Below are 17,284 nucleotides of genomic sequence, written 5' to 3'. Positions count from 1 at the left end.
CCAGGAACAACGGCAAGGAGAGCTGGGATGTATCGACCTGCAGCGCTCGGTTCCATCGCTGTTGCCCCGCGTGGCGGCGCGCAGGTGCTGTCCAACGAAGAGCTCAAGGCCACGCAGGAGGGCGCCGCGGACCTGGACCAGGCCACTTCCATCGGCTGCAGCGAGCACCGCCTGGACAACGCCGATGGCCAACTGCCGACGGCATTTCGCTAGTGCAGCTACTCCTCGCTCAACCTGCTGTATTCGCTGGCGCCGAACGCCACGGTGGGTGGCGAGTTGTTCGGGGGCGGTATCGAGAACAAGCTGGGTCAAACGGCGGACGACTACCGCCTCCAGTTTTCGCCCAAGGTCGGGTTATGACGATCAATCAAAGGAGCGACGATGAACACAACATTCCGGGTGATCTGGAGCGCCGCCCATCAGGCATGGACCGTGGCATCCGAACTGGCGCGAGGCGTGTGCAAGGCCGGCACGATCGTCGCCGTCTTGACGCCTGTCGCAGCCCTGCTGGCGGCGGCCGGCCCTGCGCAAGCCCAGTCCGAATGGACTGGCGCGGTGTCCCCTGACTGGTTCTCGTCAGGCAACTGGATCGGCGGCCGGATTCCATCAGCGGCGAGCATCGCCAATATCAATGTCTCGTCTCCGAACTCGGCGGTCATCAAGACCCGCAATGCCACGGCAAGGGACACGACCGTGGGTCAAGACCTCGTCGGCATCCTCTCGATCGAGGGTGGAGGAAGCCTGACGAACGTTGGAAGCGTGGTGGGCAATCTACCGGGTTCGACGGGATCGGTGACCGTCTCCGGCAACGGCTCGACGTGGAGAAACACGGGAAGCATCCTGGTCGGCGGCCAGGCAACGGCGAGGGGGAGCCTCACTGTGCAGAACGAAGGCACGCTCAGCTCCAGCGGCGGCTCCATTGGCCAGGACGCCGGGTCAAACGGCAGCGTGCGGATCACCGGGTCCAAGTCCACATGGACCAACGCGCTCGGGCTCAGCGTGGGCAGCTTTGGCCAGGGAACGCTGACGATCGAGAACGGCGCAGCGGTGCAGAACACCGGCTTCGCCGCCGACATCGGCAGCTTCGCGAGCGGCGTGGGTACGGTGTCCGTGACCGGCACGGGCTCTTCGTGGGGCAACAACAACGGGTTGAACGCGGGCGGTTCCGGCCGCGGCACGCTGACGGTGTCCGACGGAGGGATCGTCAACGGTCCGATCACGATTGCCAGCAAGGCCGGTTCCATCGGCACGCTGAACATCGGTTCGGCCGCCGGCAGTCCCGCGACCGCGCCGGGAACACTCAGCGCGACGAGCGTCGCGTTCGGCGCCGGAACGGGGACGCTGGTCTTCAACCACAACGCCGGCAGCCATGTGTTCGCGCCCGCCATCACCGGAAAGGGTTCCGTCCAGGTGCTTTCGGGCACGACGGCGCTGACGGGCGCCAACACCTGGAGCGGCGCGACCACCATCCAGGGCGGAACGCTGCAAGTAGGCGCGGGCGGCGCGAGCGGCACGCTGGGAACCGACCCCGTGACGAACAACGCAGCGCTTGTGTTCAACCGCTCCAATGCGCTCACGGTGAGCAACCCGATCAGCGGAACGGGATCGTTGACCCAGGCGGGGAGTGGCGCGCTGACGCTCCCTGGCGCCAACACCTACAGCGGCGGCACGACGCTCGCGTCGGGCACGCTCCGGGTGGGCAACGACAGCTCGCTGGGGACTGGCGGCGTGCTGCTGGGCAGCGCCACCGTGCTGGGCTTCGAAGGCGATCGCACGCTGGCCAACGCGGTGACGCTGAAAGGCCTCCCTTCCATCGACGTATCGACGGGCCAGCGCGTTGTCCTGGCCGGCACCATCGGCAATGGGCCGGCCGCCGGCATGCTCGTCAAGACCGGCCCCGGCACGCTGGTGCTGACGAATGCGTCCACGCAAAGTGACGGCGCGACCATCAGCGCGGGCTCGCTGCAGATCGGCAACGGCGCCGCCTCGGGCAGCCTTGCCGGCAACGTGGTCGACAACGGTACGCTGGTCTTCAACCGGCCAGACGCCATCACCTACCGCGGAGTCGTCAGCGGCACGGGCGCCCTGACCCAGGCGGGCACCGGCACACTGACGGTCACGGGCGCCAGTTCCTATACCGGCACCACGACCATCAGCAGTGGCACCCTGCAAGTCGGAGACGGCGGCGCCAGCGGCACCGTCTCCGGGAACATCGTCGACAACGGGGCGCTGGTGTATGGCCGCAGCGACACGCGCACCTATGGCGGTGTGATCAGCGGCACCGGCACCGTGACCCAGGCCGGAAATGGCATCCTGTCCCTGACCGGCTTGAACACCTACACAGGCCTCACGAGCGTCACCGGTGGCGTGCTGGCGGTGAACGGCACAGTTGCCGGCAGCGCGCAGGTGAACACCGGCGCGACCCTGCGCGGCACCGGCACGGTCACCGGTCCGGTCACCGTGGCCGACGGCGGCCATCTCGCACCGGGCAACAGCCCGGGCACTCTCAACGTGGGCTCGCTGGTGCTCAATGGCGCTTCGCAGATCGACTACGAACTGGGGCTTCCCGGGCAGGTCGGCGGCACCCAGAACGACCTGACCAACGTGGCCGGCAGCCTCACGCTCGACGGCACGCTCAACCTGGCCAATCTCGGCGGCATGTCGCCCGGCACGTATCGCGTGTTCAACTACAGCGGCACGCTCACCGACAACGGACTCGCGGTCGCGGGGCAACTGCCCAGGGGCTTTGCCAGCAGCGATTTCCTGGTCGACACCGCGACGGCCGGCCAGGTGAACCTGATCGTGCAATCGGGCGGCTTTGCGCTCCAGTACTGGGACGGGCTGAACACCACGGCCAACAACGCGGTCGATGGCGGCACGGCGACCTGGAACACCACGACCACCAACTGGACCAATGCGGCCGGCGCGGTCAACGCGCCCTGGCAAAACGGCTTCGCCGTCTTCCAGGGGACCGCCGGGACCGTGACGCTGGGCCAGAACATCGCGCTGGAAGGCATGCAGTTCCGCACCACCGGCTACACGATCGAGGGCGCAGGCTTTGCGCTGGCAGGTGCACCCGAGACGATCGTCCGGGTCGATCCGTCGGTGACCGCCACCATCAATGCGCCCATCGCCGACGGCGCGAGCGGCCCTGCGCGGTTGATCAGTTCGGATGCGGGGCTGCTGGTGCTGGGTGGCATCAATACCTATTCGGGTGGCACCGCGATCAACGGCGGATCGGTGCAGATCGGTGCCGACAGCAACCTCGGCGCAGCCAGCGGCGGCCTCAGCCTGAACAAGGGGACGTTGATCACCAGCGCGACCCTCGGCAGCGCGCGCAGCGTCGATCTCGGCAGCGACGGCGGCACCTTCTCGCCCATGTCGGGCACGACCTTGAGTCTCACAGGCCCGATCTCCGGATCCGGCATGCTCACGCAGGGCGGCAGCGGCACCCTGGTGCTTGCGGGCGCCAACAGTTACGCGGGTGGCACCTTGCTCGGCAATGGCGTGCTCGCGGTGGCGAGCGACACCAACCTGGGGGCACCCGGTGGTCCGCTGGAATTCAGTGGTGGTACCTTGCGCGCCGACGCCGACCTGGGCATTGCGGCGACGCGCCCGATCACCTTCAATGCGCCTGGCGGCCGCATCGACACCAACGGGCACAGCGCCACGTTCGCGCAGACCATCGGCGGCAACGGCGGGCTCACGAAGCTGGGCGGTGGCACGCTGGTTCTCGCGGGCAACAACGCCTATGAAGGCGGCACGACCATCAGCGCGGGCACCTTGCAGATCGGCAACGGCGGCACCACAGGTTCCGTCGGCGCTGGCGATGTCACCAACAACGGCGTCCTCGCGTTCAACCGCAGCGACACCAGCGTCGTGACCAATGCGATTTCAGGTACCGGCTCCTTGCAGCAAATCGGGGCCGGCACGACTGCGCTGACAAGCGCCAACACCTACTCGGGCGGCACAACCATTTCGAGCGGCACGCTGCAACTTGGCAACGGCGGCGCCACCGGATCCATCACCGGCAACGTCGCCGTCGACAACGGCACGCTCGCCTTCAACCGCAGCGACAGCTACACCTTCGGCGGCATCATCTCCGGCAGCGGTGGTGTCAGCCAGGCCGGCACGGGCACCACGGTACTGTCGGCGGCGAACACCTACAGTGGCGCGACAACGGTGGCCACCGGCACCTTGCGCGCAGCTTCGGCCAATGCCTTCAGCGCCAACTCGGCCCACATCGTCGCGAGCGGCGCAACGCTCGATACCGGGGGATTCAACCAACGCGTCGCAGCCCTGGACAACGGCGGCACCGTGAGCCTGGTCAGCGCCGCCGCAGGCAGCACGCTCACGGTCACCGGGGCCTATGTGGCCCACAGCCTGCTGAGGCTGGGCACCCAGCTCGGCGGAGACGGCAGCGTGAGCGACCGACTGGTCCTCGACGGTCCCGGCGCGAGCGCCAGCGGCAACACCACGATCCAGGTCACGAACCTGGGCGGGCTGGGCGCGCTCACCACGGGCAATGGGATCGAGGTGGTCAGCGGCCTGAACGGCGCAACGACGACCGCGCAGACAACGAAGAGCGCCTTCGCCCTGGCGAATGGCCATGTCGATGCAGGCGCCTACGAATACCGGCTGTATGCGGCCGACGCGCAGGGCGCCGGCGAGAACTGGTACTTGCGCTCCACCGCTCCGGTCGAACCCCCGGTCGTACCCCCGGACGAGCAGCCTCCCGGTCAACCGCCCGTCGCGCCGATCCAGGTGCCGACCTTCCGGGCGGAAGTTCCTCTCGTGGCCGCCTTGCCCGCGCAACTGCGACAGGCCGACCTGGCCATGCTGGGCAACCTGCACCGGCGCATCGGCGACGAGGCCCCGTCGACCCGGTCGCAAGATCCTCAGCCAGCCGCGCCAGGCGGCACGCGTCGGGCATGGGGTCGCGTGGTCTACGCCGACCTGGACATCCAGCAGCCAGGCGTCGCACAAGTCCATTCCGAGGGCCATGTGGCCGGACTGCAGGCCGGGACCGACCTGTGGGCCAGCGGCAACTGGCGCGCGGGTGTGTATGTGGGCTATCTCGACGGCAGTGCCGACGTGAGCGGCAATGCCCGCGGCATCGTCGCCCGCGTGGGCTACAACCAACTGCAATCGCGCTACCTCGGCGCCTATGCCACCTGGATGGACGCGGGCGGCATGTACGTCGACAGCGTGTTGCAGGGCGGCAGCCAGCGCTTCACGATACGCCCCGACATCAACCTGGGCGTAGGCGGCAAGGCCAGCAGCCTTGCTGCCTCCGTCGAGGTGGGCAAGCCCTTCGCCCTCGATGCGCGCTGGAGCCTGGAACCACAGGCACAGATCGCCTTCCAGCGCAGCAGCGTCGACGACATGGTGCTCAGTGGCGCGCAAGTCCGCCAGGACGTTGCCAGCGGCTGGATCGGACGCCTGGGCGTGCGCCTCAAGGGCAGTCTGGCCACCGCTGCCGGGCGGCTGGAGCCCTACGCCCGCGTGAACCTGTACTGGGCAAGTTTCGGCGACAGCGTGGCCACCTTCATCGGCCCGGCTGGAGCGCTCGCGATCTCGACCGAGGGCGGCTACAGCGCAGCCGAGGCGGCCGCCGGCGCCACGCTGACGCTGAACCCCGCGACCAGCCTGTACGGCGAGATCGGCCACCTCTGGAGCATCGGCGGCGATGCGACGCTGAAGTCCGCGGTGCAAGCCTCGCTCGGCATCAAGGTGCGCTGGTAGCACCTCCTACCGCGGCGCTGCACCGGCGCGGCGCTGGGTGTCGCTGCGCTTGGCTGCGAGGTAGCTGTCCAGATCGGTCTCGTGCAACTGCTTCGGATATTTCTCGGTGGCCGCGAACCAGGTCTTCTGCATGGCAACGGCTTCCGCTTCGCCGCCTTTCCCGCCACCCGCCGCGAGGTAGGAATCGACCGCCAGGAAGTAGCGCATGGCATTGCGCTCCACGAGGCCCCGGGAGCCGCGTATGAACTCGCGCTCGCCGTTGGGCAACTTGCCGACCACCGTGAATCCGATCTTGTTGCGACCGGTCGTGGCCAGGTAGGCCTTCGTTCCCGATCGTGCTGCGGCACTCTCGTCGTACCGGTACGAGAAATGGAGAAAACTGCGCTGAGGGTCCACGGCAATCGCCTCGAGCACGATGCGGTAGTTGCTGGTCCCCAGCGGCCCCTTCGCGGCCGTCAGCGCAACTTCCAGGTGATCCGCGGACCGGTCGACCGCCCGGTATGAAAAAGGCAGCTGGAAGGCCCCGTCCACCGGCAGGTCGAATTTCCGGACCACGCTCAGCGTGATCACCTCGCTGCCCGGCTCGCCCGAGACCTTGCAATCGCGGTTGTTGAGATGCAACAGCAGCGCATCGCACCAGGGGGGTGCCGAGCCGAACGCAGCGACCACCGACGACAGTGGCTGGTTGACGACCGCATGCACATCGCCCCTCAAGCCGCTGGAGGTCTCCTGGGAAGTCAAGCGCATCGGTCTTCGCAGCGGACTGGCGGCCAGTTCGGTGCGCATCTGCTGGTAGGTGGCGCGCATCTCGGCCGCGGTTGCCGCGCAGGCCTGGAATGCAGCGCCGGCTGCCAACGCGCTGCAGAGGCAGACGGCAAGGTACCTGGGCCCTTGCTTGAGGTATGCGGACATGAGGCCTCCAGGTTGCTTGACCGAATGACATTCTCCGGCCAGTGGGGCGCCCGCTGCACGCGGGAAGACTGCTAATTAAACATTTGTTGACGATCGTCAATCACGGCAGCAAGATCGCCGCATCCGACACGCGTTGTAGGCGCGGGTGGCTGCACCTGCCGCCGGATCGAGGGATTCCTGGCTGCCGCATGTCGCGGTGTAGAACCGGTAGAGGGACGAATGGGTTTCAGACTGCATGTGGTGCCGCGGCATGGATCGCTGGCATGTCGGCGATCGGCGCCTGATCGGCCCTCCGACCGTAAGCGATACCACTTTCCATGCACACCTCTGTGATGACCGACCGCCCCTCGGCCGCTGCCGTCGTGCGGGAACGCCCGGGAGAGTTTGCCGCCTTCGACCACGTGCTGACGGAACTTTCGGCGGAACTCATCAACCTGCCTGCCGACCGGATCGACAAATCGATCGAGCGCGGCTTGCGCAACATCATCGACATCCTGGACATCGACCGGTGCGCGTTGCTGAGGCTGGAAGCCGAAACGGCGCAGACCGTATTCACGCATGCCGTCGCACGCAAAGGCGTGGAGACGGCGCCCAAGTCACTGGTTCCGCGCCAGCATCTCCCGCATGCCCTGGCCGCGGTCATGGCCGGCGACACGGTGGCATTCACGCGGCTCGATGAATTGCCGCCGGAGGCCAGCATCGACCGCGTGACCTACGAGAAATACGGGCAGAAATCCCATCTCGTGATGCCGTTGTGGATCGCGGGCGAGGTGCGAGGTCTGCTGAGCTTCGGCAGCACGCAGCGCGAGCGTGCTTGGTCCGAACCATTGCAGGCGCGCCTGCGGAGACTGGCCGAGGTCCTGGGCAATGCGCTGGCGCGCAAGCGGGCGCAGGAGGAACTCGACCATGCGCTGGAATTCGAGCGCCTGACCACGGGCATCCTGGCATCCTTGTTGCTGGCCAGGACGCAGGATGGCTCGAAAGCCATCGACCATGCCCTGCGCGACATCGCCAGGTTTCTCAAGGTGGAGCGCGCGAGCTTGTGGGAACGCCTGCCCGGCAGGGCCGAATTCCGCAAGATCCGCCGCTGGACGGCGCCCGGGGTGCCTACGCCCAAGGAGTACTTCAACTTCATCGATGCCCCGTGGATCAGTGCCCAGCTGGTGGCCAACCAGGTCGTGCGTCTCTCGCGGCTGGACGACCTGCCCGAATCCGCGACGACCGACCGGGCGACCCTTCGATCGCTGGGCGTGGGCGCGCAGTTGATCGTGCCGCATTGCCTGGGCGGCGTGGTGGATGGCGCGTTGGCGGTGGCGGCGGTCGAGGGCGATCGGCAGTGGCCGGCGCCTGTGGTTTCAGGCCTGCAACTGCTGACCGAGGTGTTCTCGAGCCTGAATGTCCAGTTGGCGGTCGATCGCGAAAGGCGGGCGGCCGAAGCGGAAGCAGCGCTCTGGCGCGAGCGCCTGGCCCACATCGTCCGCGTGCACGCGGTGGGCGAGATGTCCGGCGCGCTGGCGCATGAGATCACCCAGCCCATGGGCGCGATCGAGAACTACGCGCACGCGGCCAAGCGGCGTCTTGCCGCGCCGGGACCGGACGTTGCAAAGGTTGCAAGCCTGCTCGACAGCATCATCCAGCAGGCGAGCCGTGCAGGCGATGTGATCTCACGCCTGCGCACCATGGTGCGGCGGCACGACCTGGAACTGGCCTATGTGGACCTGGAACGCGTGATCAGGTTTTGCGCCGATACCGTTCGGATGGATTGCGAGCTTCGCAACATCGAACTGGCGCAGGAGACGGCACCGGACATCCCTTTCATCGTGGCCGACGAGGTGCACATCCAGCAGGTCGTCCTGAACCTGCTGCGCAATGCGATGGAAGCGATGGACCCACCCGACCTGGATCGGCCCAGGATCATCCGGCTCTGGATCCGGCATGCGGCCGGCATCGTCTCGGTGGGTGTGGAGGACGCGGGAACCGGCATCGCCGCGGGTGACCTGGAGCGTGTCTTCGAGTCCTTCTACACGAGCAAGGCCCGGGGGCTCGGCATCGGGCTGGCGATCAGCCGCAAGCTCATCGAGGCCCACGGGGGCAAGCTCTGGGCCTCGCATCGTCCCGCAGGGGGCGCGGTCTTCGAGTTCACGCTGCCGGCGGCGACCATTGGAAACTGAAGAACATGAGCACCGAACAAACCGTATTCATCGTCGATGACGACGAAGCCTATCGCGACTCGGTCAAGGAACTGGTGAACTCGGTCGGCACCTCTGCCGCGACCTACGGCTCGGCGCTCGAGTTCCTGGAGACTTTCGACCCGGAGCGCCCGGGCTGCCTGGTGCTGGACGTGCGCATGATGCGCATGAGCGGCATCGCGTTGCAGACCAAGCTCGCCACGATGGGCGCACGGCTGCCGATCGTGTTCATCAGCGGCCATGGCGACATCGAAATGGCAGTCAAGGCGATCAAGGACGGCGCGGTCGACTTCGTGCAGAAGCCCTACCGCGAGCAACAGTTGCTCGACGCCATCGACGAGGCCTTGCGCCGGGACGCGGCCTGGCGAAACAAACCCGCCCATGCCGTGCCGGGCAAGCAGGGCGGTTCGCTCACCGGCAGGGTTGCAGCGCTCACGCAACGCGAGCGGGAAATCATGGCCCTGGCGCTCGACGGCCTGCCGAACAAGCTCATCGCCAAGCAGCTATCCCTGAGCCACCGCACGGTCGAGCACCATCGCAGCCGCTTGCTGGAGAAGTTCGGTGTCGGGTCGATCGTCGAGCTGATGCGCCTGATGCGGGAAGAGTCCGGGCCTGTGGATTTCCAGGTCAAGTGATCATCGGCCGCTGCAGCAACGGCCCTTTTTCGCCCATCGATCGCAGGACATGTGGCGCTTGATTCTCCTGTGCGTCGTGCTGCTGGCCGGCGGCTGCGCCAGCCTTCCGGAGGGATACGAGCGCACCGAAACGCACGCGCTGGAAGACACGGCGTCCACCGCGCTGGGACTGGCCGGGCAGGATGCATTGCGCGCACATGCGGGCCAGAGCGGATGCCGGGCACTGCCTGGCGGGGTCGATGCGCTGGCGGTGCGCATGCTGCTGGCCGAAGTGGCCGAGCGTTCGCTGGACGTGCAGTACTACATCTGGCGCGACGACCTGACCGGGCGGCTGTTCGCGAACGCACTGTTGCGTGCCGCCGATCGCGGCGTGCGGGTGCGCGTCCTGATCGACGACGTCGGCACCCGCTCGAACGACGAGACGCTGCTGGCGCTGGACGCGCATCCGAACATCGAGATCAGGGTGTTCAATCCCGTCGCATCGCGCAGCTTCCGCGTGCTGGGCATGCTGGGCGACTTCGCGCGCATCAACCGGCGCATGCACAACAAGGTCTTCGTCGCCGACAACCAGCGTGCGGTGCTCGGCGGCCGGAACATCGCTGACGAATACTTCAACGCCTCCAGCGACCTGGCCTTCGGTGACCTGGACGTGCTGACCCTGGGACCGGTGGTGGCCGAAGCATCCAGGGCCTTCGATGCGTACTGGAACGCGCCGGCCTCGCTGCCCATCACGGCGTTGATGGGGCGCCAGGCCGCGGCCTCGAAGCTCGACACGCTGCGTGCGACGCTTGCTGCGTACGTCGAGGCGCAGCAGGACACCGCGTATGTCCGCCATGCGCGGTCGACCGGCGCGCAGATCGTGGCCGCCGGAACCGGCGACGTCTTCTGGGGCCGCGCCCAGGTGTTCGTCGACGACCCGGACAAGATCACGCGGGCGCCCGAGGACGACAAGGGCCACCTGCTGCCGCAGTTGCACCGGATCGGTGTCCAGTTGCGCAGCGAACTGCTGATCGTCTCGCCCTATTTCGTGCCGGGCGAGGCGGGCGTGGCCTCGTTGACCGGGCTGGTGGGGCAGGGCGTGCGCGTCACCGTGCTGACCAATTCGCTGGCAGCCAGTGATGTCGGCGCGGTGCATGCGGGCTACAAGCGCTATCGCGAAGCGCTGGTCGACGGTGGCGTGCGCCTTTACGAGTTGAAACCCGACGCCATCGCCCACGTCGATGCCAAGGCTGGCGACCGGCCGATCGGCAGTTCGCGCGCATCCCTGCATGCCAAGACCTTCGTGCTCGACCAGCGCGCCGTGTTCATCGGTTCGCTCAACCTGGATCCGCGGTCGGTGCAGCTCAATACCGAGATCGGCGTCATCTGCGAAAGCGAAGCCATGGCACGCGACATGGCCGGCCAACTGACGCGTGGCATCGACAAGGTGGCCTGGCGCGTCGAACGCTCGACCGGCGCCGGCGGCAGCGCGCGTTTGGTCTGGACCGAAAGCACCGCGACCGGAACGATGCAATACCGTGATGAACCCGGTGTCAGCGCTTGGCGCCAACTCGGCATCTGGTTCCTGGGCCTGCTGCCGATCGAGTCGCAGTTGTAGCCGGCCGCGAACCCTAGCGCCCCATGCGCGCGTCGTAGCTGCGTGACACCTGCTGCAGCAATCCGGGGTCGCGCAGTCCGGCCGCATCGAACTGGACCCTGACGCTGCCGTCGCCCTGCCGGCTGATCGTCGCGGTCACCGTGCCCGCGCCCGGGCTTCCGACAATGGTTCCGCTGCCGCGGTCCTCGACGCTGATAGACAGGCCCTGGTCGCGCATCGCGCCCGCCGCCGCGCTGAAGGAGCGGTCGTAGTTGGCCGGTGCGGCGACCGGCGCGGCCACCGGATAGGGGTAGTACGCGCAACCCCCCAGGGCCAGCGCGCCGGCGCACCAGAGCGCGCGGGCCACGGCCATCGTCGAAGCGCGTGCGCGCGCCTCTACCGGCGTGATGTGCCTGAGCATGAATCCTGTCATTTCGTCCTCGCTTCCTTCTGTTGTCACGGCCGATTCCAGGCGCTGCCAAACTGAACGTAGTAGACCGGACCCGCAGGGCCGTAGGCCACGTCCAGGCCCATGTGCATCCCGTACTTGCGTGCGATCTCGTAGCGGAAGCCGAAGCCGCCGGTGGTCACGTTCTGGGTCGCGCGATTGCGCGAATCGCCATTGCGCGTCGCGCCGGCGCCTGCGAATCCGACGAGGCTGAAGCGTTCCCAGAATTGCCAGCGCAGTTCCGCCTCGGCCTGCGCGGTGTGATCGCCCTGGTAGCGCATCGCCGGCACCCCGCGCAAGCTGATGAAGGGGCGCAGGTAGAAGGGCACATCGCCAAAGCTGAGGACCGCGCTCCCCAGCACGCCGAGCGTCAGCTTGCGCGAGAACGGCTGGTAGTGCATCGCGGTCAGGTTGACCCGCTGGAAGTTGCTGGAGCTGCCCAATGCCTTCGAGAAGAGTCCCGCGGACAACTCCAGGTAGTCGCCCTTGGTCGGCGTGAACATGTTGTCGCGCGAGTCGTAATTCAGGATCGGCAGCAGCCCCGCGACCCTGGACTCCCGCTGGAAGGCCGGTGGAAGGCGTGACGGATCCTGTGTGTTGAAGTCGACGTTGGTCGAGGCCACGGCGTAGCCGATGCCGACCCAGGCCGGCGTGTTGCCGATGCGATAACGGCCCTGGGCCACCAGGGCGCTGGTCTTGAGGTTGTAGGACTGTGGATTCTCCTGCAGCCCGGCGTCGCGGCCGACGCCATAGAAGTCCAGGTTGACCGACGCCCGCACCACGCCGACGACGGTTCTCACCCGGTCATCCATCCAATGGCGCACGTCGCCCGCGAAGGCGCCCTTGGTGCCGTTGTCGGTGCCCAATGCGGCAATCACCGAGACGTTGGGCCGGCCGAAACCCGCGCCCGCGCCATCATCCTTCTGCTTGTCGATGAAGGCCATGGCGGCGACGGCACCGTAGCCCACGGCCGGTTCGGTGATCGGGATGGCCAGCGGCACGAAGCCGTAGCTCTCGTCGAGAAAGCCGCTGATGTCCAGCCAGCCATCGTCACCGCGTACGCGACTGGGTTTGCTGGGCTCGGACGCGGCTTCGGGCACTGGCTCACCTTCCGCCGCCATGGCTTCTGCGGCAAGCAGCACGAGTGGCAGCACGAACCAACGCAGGCGCACGGATCAGTTCCGCAGGCAAGGCAGGCGCGCCGCGTCTCCGGCATCTCTGTTCGGACTTGTCTTCTGTTCGAGAGCTTGGGCGTGCATGACTTTCCTGCTGGAGATGGCGGGACTGCCGGGCTGCGATGCCGCTGGCGCGTGCAGGCAACCAGAAGAAGCAAGCCAGCCTAGCGCCATGGCCTCATGCTCCGCTTGCGCCAGATCAATTCCGCACCGATCGCTTCCCGCGAGCAGAAAGATGTGTTCGTTCTTTCACGCCCGAACTTGATTTGGCGCAAGTTGGGCCCGGTGGTCGCTGGCTAGGATTCGGACCGATCGACTTTTCTCGGCCCAACATCGAGCGAGCACATGAGGACAGAAATCGACCAGGGCCTTCGGCCGCACGTGCCAGGCACGACACCTCTCCGGCGCGAGCGTGGACTGTCGCGTGGTGCATTCCAGGTGGCGATGGGGATGTCGTCCTCGTTGCTGGCGTCCGGCGCGCATGCCTCTTTCCTGCAGGGCGAGGCGCTCGACACGATGGCCAATGTGCTGTCGTGGGTGGTGCTGGCCCTGGTGCCGTGCCTGGGCATCGCGCTCTTCTGGATCGTCCATGTGATGCCGGAGAAGATCGCCGAGAAGCGCCACCATCCGCAGAAGGATGCGATCCACACCCTGTGCCTGCTCTCGCTGGTCTTCGGCGGCCTGCTTTGGCCCATTGCCTGGCTGTGGGCCTACACGCGCCCGGTGGCCTACAAGATGGCCTACGGCACCGAGAAACACGAGGACTTCTACTTCGAACACGGTGACAAGGCCGAGCGCGGCGAACTGGCGTCGCATGAGTTGCACCAGATGGTGGCCGAGCTGGACGCGATGGAACGCCAGGGTCACCTCACGCCCGAGCTCAAGCGCGTGCGCGAGAACCTGATGGCTGCGGAGCGCAACATGGCCGCAGCGAACGCCGGGGCTGGCACGTCGGTTCCTGCGTCCGTCCCCGTCCCGCCAGCCGCGACGGCTGCCGCGGCCGACGCACCCAGGGGGGCATGATGGAAGCGATCCTGCTGGGCATCTATTCGTTCTTCGTCTGGCTGATCTTCTTCAAGTTCAAGTGGCTGCCGTGGAACAACGTCTCGATGGTGATCGTCATCACCATTCCGGTGGTGGGCTTGACGGTGCTGGTCATGCTGCTGAACGTCTTCGCGCCGTCGACGGCGGATGTGCGCGTCTACAAGTACGTGGTCAACATCGTGCCGCAGGTGCGGGGGCGCGTGATCGAGGTGCCGATCGAGGCGAACCAGCCGATCAAGCGCGGCCAGGTGCTGTTCAAGATCGACCCGACGCCCTACCAGTTGACGGTGAAGTCACTGGAGGCACAACTGGCCAACGCGGAAGGCGGCTCGCGCAAGTTGCGCGAGGAACTCAATGCCTCGACCTCGAAGTCGGCCGCCGTGCGCGCGCAACTCGAACTGATGCGCAAGCGCGTGACGCAGAACCGGCAATTGGTGACCAGCGGTGCGGGCGACCGCTTTGCGCTGGAGCAGGCGCAGGCCAACCTGAAGGACATGGAAGCACAACTGGCTGGCGCCATTGCCGGCGAATCGCAGGTGCGTGCGCGCTTGTCCGCCACCGTCGATGACGACCAGGCCGAGGTCGCGCAGATCAAGGCGCAACTCGAGAACGCGAAGTGGGAGCTGTCGCAGACCACCGTGGTCGCGCCCTCCGACGGCCAGGCGGTCAACCTGCAACTGCGCGTCGGTTCGATGACCGCGGCGCTGCCGGTCACGCCCGTGATGAGCTACGTCGAGAACGCCTACCAGGTGGTCGCGCTTTACCAGCAGAACGAACTGCACCAGGTTGCCTCGGGCGACGAGGCCGAGTTCACGCTCAAGACCAACCCGGGCGTCATCTACAAGGCCAAGGTCGAATCGATCGTCTGGGCGCAAGGCAGCGGGCAGAGTCCGAATACCCTGCAGTTGCCTACCGCCGGTGTGGGGCCGTTGCCGCCAGGTCGCTTCGCCGTGCGGCTGGACATCGACCCGAAATTCCAGAGCGAACTCTTCCCCGCAGGCGCGGTGGGGGACGGCGCGATCTACACGCAGCACCTGGAGGTGATCCAGATCATCCGGAAGGTGATCATTCGCGTCGGCGCGAAGATCGACTACCTGGTGTTGAAGCTGCATTGAGCACCATGCTGGCCTCACACATGCGGTCCTGGTCCATGCTGGCGCTCGTCGCGCTGAGCGTTGCGGGATGCTCGCTCAAGACCGCACCCGACACGACCGCGCTGCAAACGGACCAGCTGTCGAACGTGGTGCTGCCCGGCGGCTGGAAGGCCGGCGGGATGCCGGGCGACGTGCGCAGCGGCTGGATCGGGGGCTTCAACGATCCGGTGCTGGCGGCCCTGGTCAACGAGGCGCTGCTCTTCAACCTCGACCTGCGCGCATCGGCCGCGCGCATCGAGCAGGCGGCGGCAGGCGTCAAGGCCGCGGGCGCCCAGGCGGTGCCGGCGGTCGACTTCCTCGGGCGCAAGGGCGGCAAGCTCGGCGGCGACGGCTCCGGCCTCAACGGCTGGCTGATCTCGGCCTCCTGGGAGATCGACGTGTGGGGCCGCGTGCGCTATGCCCGGCGTTCCGCCGAAGACCAGTTCGCCTCGACGCAGGCCGACATGGCGGCGGCCCGGCAATCGATCGCGGCGCTGGTGGCCAAGGGCTGGTTCCTCGCGACCGAAGCCTCGTTGCAGCGGCAACTGGCGCGGCAGATGATCACCAGCACCGACCAGTCGGTGAGGCTGGCCGGTGATCGCTTTCGAATCGGCGCGGCCAGCGAGTCCGACGTGGTGCAGGCGCGCGCCGATCGGCAAGGCTTTCTTGATGCCGAGAAGCAGCTCGACCTGGCCTACGTCAAGTCGCTGCGCTCGCTGGAGATGCTGCTCGGCCGCTATCCCGCGGCGGAACTCAAGACCACCGATACCTGGCCGCGCGTGGACATGGCGGTGGAGGCGGGCGTGCCTTCCGAATTGCTGGAGCGCCGGCCCGACATCGTGGCCGCGCAACGTCGCGTGGCCGCGGCCTTCAACACCACGCAGGAGGCGCAGATGGCGCGGCTGCCGCGCATCTCGCTGACGGCGGGCTTGTCATCGGTCACCAGCGAACTCTTCGTGCTGAAGAACCGCGACAACCCGATCCCGGGCGTGGGCCTGAGCCTGCTGCTTCCGCTGTTCCGCGGCGGCGCGTTGCAGGCGCAGGTGGACGCGCGCACGGCTGAGCAGAACCTGGCCGCCGCGATGTGGGCGCAGACCGCGATGAAGGCCTTCAACGAAGTCGAGGCCGCACTCGCTGAAGAGGCCACGCTGCGCCAGCGCGAGCCCATCATCGATGCGCAGATCCGGGAGGCGCAGCGCGTGCTCGAGTTCCAGAACAGCCGCTACCGCGTCGGCTCGGGCGACCTGCGCGCGGTGACCCAGCAGCAGATGGCGGTGTACGCGGTGCGCTCCACCTTGCTGCGCGTGCAGGCCGAGCGCCGCGTGCAGCGCGTGAACCTGTTGCTGGCGCTCGGTGGAGGATGGGGTGAGAGCGCGGAAATCGCTGCCCGCTGATCCTTCACCTCGCTGGACGGAACGCGCGTGGCCGTGAGCAAACCCACTGACGCTTCCAGCGTCGGCAACATGGCAGGCCTGGCTTATTTGCCGGTCAGCCTGTTCGGCTCGGTCATGGGCTTGTGTGGCCTGGCGCTGGCCTGGCGGCTCGCGGCGACGCAGTTCGGCCTGCCGCGGTGGGTGGGCGAGGCGATTGGCCATGTGGCAGTGCTCGTCTTCGTCGCATTGGTCGTGGCCTATGCGATCAAATGCCTTCAATCGCCCGCTGCAGTGCGTGCCGAATTTGCGCACCCCGTTGCGGCGAACTTCTTTTCGACCCCGATCATTTCGCTGTTGCTTCTGCCGGCAGTCGTTGCGCCGTATGCGCTTGGGGTGGCCAGTGTCCTCTGGGTCACCGGGACCCTGGCCATGCTGGGCTTCGCCTGGTTGATCGTGAGCCGATGGATGAGCGTGCGGCAACAGATCGCGCATGCCACGCCCGCCTGGATCGTCCCGGTCGTCGGGACCATCAACATCTCGTACTCCGGCGTTCCGCTGGACATCCCGGGCTCGCATCCCGTGTGCGTCTTCGCGCTGGCGGTGGGGCTGTTCTTCGCGGTGCCGCTTTTCACGCTGATCCTGTCCCGGTTGATCTTCGAGGCGCCGTTGCCCCAGGCCCTGCAGCCTTCGTTGATGATCCTGGTGGCACCTTTCGCGGTGGGCTTCTCGGCCTATCTCAATGTGGCGGGGCGGCTCGATCTTTTCGGGGAGTCGCTCTTCTACCTTGGCGTCTTCATGCTTGCGGTGCTCCTGCCCAAGCTGTTGCGCCTGCGCAGTTGCTCGCCGTTCCACACGTCGTGGTGGGCCGTGAGCTTTCCGCTGGCGGCCATGACGCTGGCTGCGCTGAAATTCTCGGTCGAACGGCCATGGTGGCTCGCGCAGGCATTCGCGCTCGCATTGCTCGCGTTCACGACCTTCGTGATCCTGTCGATGGGTTTGCGCACGACCGTCGGCATCGCCCGAGGCGGACTGCGCGACCTGACGCTCTGAACGG

12 protein-coding genes are annotated in these 17,284 nt (G+C 67.1%); 9 read left to right on the top strand and 3 right to left on the bottom strand.

The annotated features are described in order from the left end of the window. Positions 1 to 27 precede the first annotated feature (27 nt). Positions 28 to 213, top strand: a complete 186-nt coding sequence (locus tag WKW82_RS29785) for a hypothetical protein (RefSeq protein WP_340346335.1) — start codon at positions 28 to 30, stop codon at positions 211 to 213. Between the two features lie 168 nt (positions 214 to 381). Further along, the gene (locus WKW82_RS29780; RefSeq protein WP_340346334.1) at positions 382 to 5,745 is read left to right on the top strand and encodes an autotransporter-associated beta strand repeat-containing protein; all 5,364 of its coding nucleotides are present in this window, start codon (positions 382 to 384) and stop codon (positions 5,743 to 5,745) included. Positions 5,746 to 5,751: 6 nt separating this feature from the next. Here the strand turns inward: WKW82_RS29780 and WKW82_RS29775 are convergent, their stop codons facing one another. Then, the gene (locus WKW82_RS29775) at positions 5,752 to 6,657 is read right to left on the bottom strand and encodes a hypothetical protein (protein WP_340346332.1); all 906 of its coding nucleotides are present in this window, start codon (positions 6,655 to 6,657) and stop codon (positions 5,752 to 5,754) included. 332 nt (positions 6,658 to 6,989) lie between these two features. On the opposite strand from WKW82_RS29775, the gene WKW82_RS29770 reads away from it, so the two are divergent. The 3 genes from WKW82_RS29770 to WKW82_RS29760 are packed head-to-tail and all read left to right on the top strand — an operon-like array spanning position 6,990 to position 11,078. Further along, entirely contained in the window at positions 6,990 to 8,828 is a 1,839-nt protein-coding gene (locus WKW82_RS29770; protein ID WP_340346331.1) for a sensor histidine kinase, read from the top strand. Between the two features lie 5 nt (positions 8,829 to 8,833). Continuing rightward, entirely contained in the window at positions 8,834 to 9,481 is a 648-nt protein-coding gene (locus WKW82_RS29765; RefSeq protein WP_340346330.1) for a response regulator transcription factor, read from the top strand. A 49-nt stretch (positions 9,482 to 9,530) separates the two neighbouring features. Next, a complete protein-coding gene (locus tag WKW82_RS29760; RefSeq protein WP_422823626.1) occupies positions 9,531 to 11,078 on the top strand; it encodes a phospholipase D family protein in 1,548 nt (515 codons plus the stop codon). A 13-nt stretch (positions 11,079 to 11,091) separates the two neighbouring features. Here WKW82_RS29760 and WKW82_RS29755 read toward each other — a convergent pair whose 3' ends face one another. Both WKW82_RS29755 and WKW82_RS29750 read right to left on the bottom strand, forming a co-directional pair. Beyond that, positions 11,092 to 11,517 carry a hypothetical protein gene (locus WKW82_RS29755; RefSeq protein ID WP_340346327.1) on the bottom strand — a complete coding sequence of 142 codons (426 nt, stop codon included), beginning with the start codon at positions 11,515 to 11,517 and terminating at the stop codon, positions 11,092 to 11,094. Further along, positions 11,514 to 12,677: a BamA/TamA family outer membrane protein gene (locus WKW82_RS29750; RefSeq protein WP_340346325.1), complete on the bottom strand. Its 1,164-nt coding sequence runs from the start codon at positions 12,675 to 12,677 to the stop codon at positions 11,514 to 11,516. The genes WKW82_RS29755 and WKW82_RS29750 overlap by 4 nt, the downstream gene beginning before the upstream one ends. Before the next feature lie 348 nt (positions 12,678 to 13,025). Between WKW82_RS29750 and WKW82_RS29745 the strand changes: the two genes are divergently transcribed. Genes WKW82_RS29745 through WKW82_RS29730 form a run of 4 tightly spaced genes read left to right on the top strand, consistent with a single transcriptional unit; the run spans position 13,026 to position 17,280 of the window. After that, positions 13,026 to 13,703 (top strand): DUF3302 domain-containing protein, encoded by a 678-nt coding sequence (locus WKW82_RS29745; RefSeq protein ID WP_340346323.1) that lies wholly within the window; start codon positions 13,026 to 13,028, stop codon positions 13,701 to 13,703. Beyond that, positions 13,700 to 14,839, top strand: coding sequence for an HlyD family secretion protein (locus WKW82_RS29740; protein WP_340346321.1), 1,140 nt, complete (start codon positions 13,700 to 13,702; stop codon positions 14,837 to 14,839). Before WKW82_RS29745 ends, WKW82_RS29740 begins: the two co-directional genes overlap by 4 nt. Positions 14,840 to 14,859: 20 nt before the next feature. After that, complete coding sequence (locus WKW82_RS29735) at positions 14,860 to 16,251, top strand: TolC family protein (protein WP_340346319.1); 1,392 nt, start codon at positions 14,860 to 14,862, stop codon at positions 16,249 to 16,251. 33 nt (positions 16,252 to 16,284) lie between these two features. After that, entirely contained in the window at positions 16,285 to 17,280 is a 996-nt protein-coding gene (locus WKW82_RS29730) for an SLAC1 anion channel family protein (protein ID WP_340346317.1), read from the top strand. Positions 17,281 to 17,284 lie beyond the last annotated feature (4 nt).

The sequence above is a fragment of the Variovorax rhizosphaerae genome (genome assembly GCF_037889975.1).
GTDB classification, from domain to species: Bacteria; Pseudomonadota; Gammaproteobacteria; order Burkholderiales; family Burkholderiaceae_C; genus Variovorax; species Variovorax rhizosphaerae.
This window is presented reverse-complemented; position numbering and strand designations above follow the sequence as displayed.

What these genes read in the sequence shown, in the direction of transcription:
- WKW82_RS29765 (WP_340346330.1), top strand. Translation starts at nt 8,834, where the DNA reads ATGAGCACCGAACAAACCGTATTCATCGTCGATGACGACGAAGCCTAT.
- WKW82_RS29770 (WP_340346331.1), top strand. Translation starts at nt 6,990, where the DNA reads ATGACCGACCGCCCCTCGGCCGCTGCCGTCGTGCGGGAACGCCCGGGA.
- WKW82_RS29780 (WP_340346334.1), top strand. Translation starts at nt 382, where the DNA reads ATGAACACAACATTCCGGGTGATCTGGAGCGCCGCCCATCAGGCATGG.
- WKW82_RS29785 (WP_340346335.1), top strand. Translation starts at nt 28, where the DNA reads ATGTATCGACCTGCAGCGCTCGGTTCCATCGCTGTTGCCCCGCGTGGC.
- WKW82_RS29735 (WP_340346319.1), top strand. Translation starts at nt 14,860, where the DNA reads ATGCGGTCCTGGTCCATGCTGGCGCTCGTCGCGCTGAGCGTTGCGGGA.
- WKW82_RS29775 (WP_340346332.1), bottom strand. Translation starts at nt 6,657, where the DNA reads ATGTCCGCATACCTCAAGCAAGGGCCCAGGTACCTTGCCGTCTGCCTC.
- WKW82_RS29760 (WP_422823626.1), top strand. Translation starts at nt 9,531, where the DNA reads ATGTGGCGCTTGATTCTCCTGTGCGTCGTGCTGCTGGCCGGCGGCTGC.
- WKW82_RS29740 (WP_340346321.1), top strand. Translation starts at nt 13,700, where the DNA reads ATGATGGAAGCGATCCTGCTGGGCATCTATTCGTTCTTCGTCTGGCTG.
- WKW82_RS29745 (WP_340346323.1), top strand. Translation starts at nt 13,026, where the DNA reads ATGAGGACAGAAATCGACCAGGGCCTTCGGCCGCACGTGCCAGGCACG.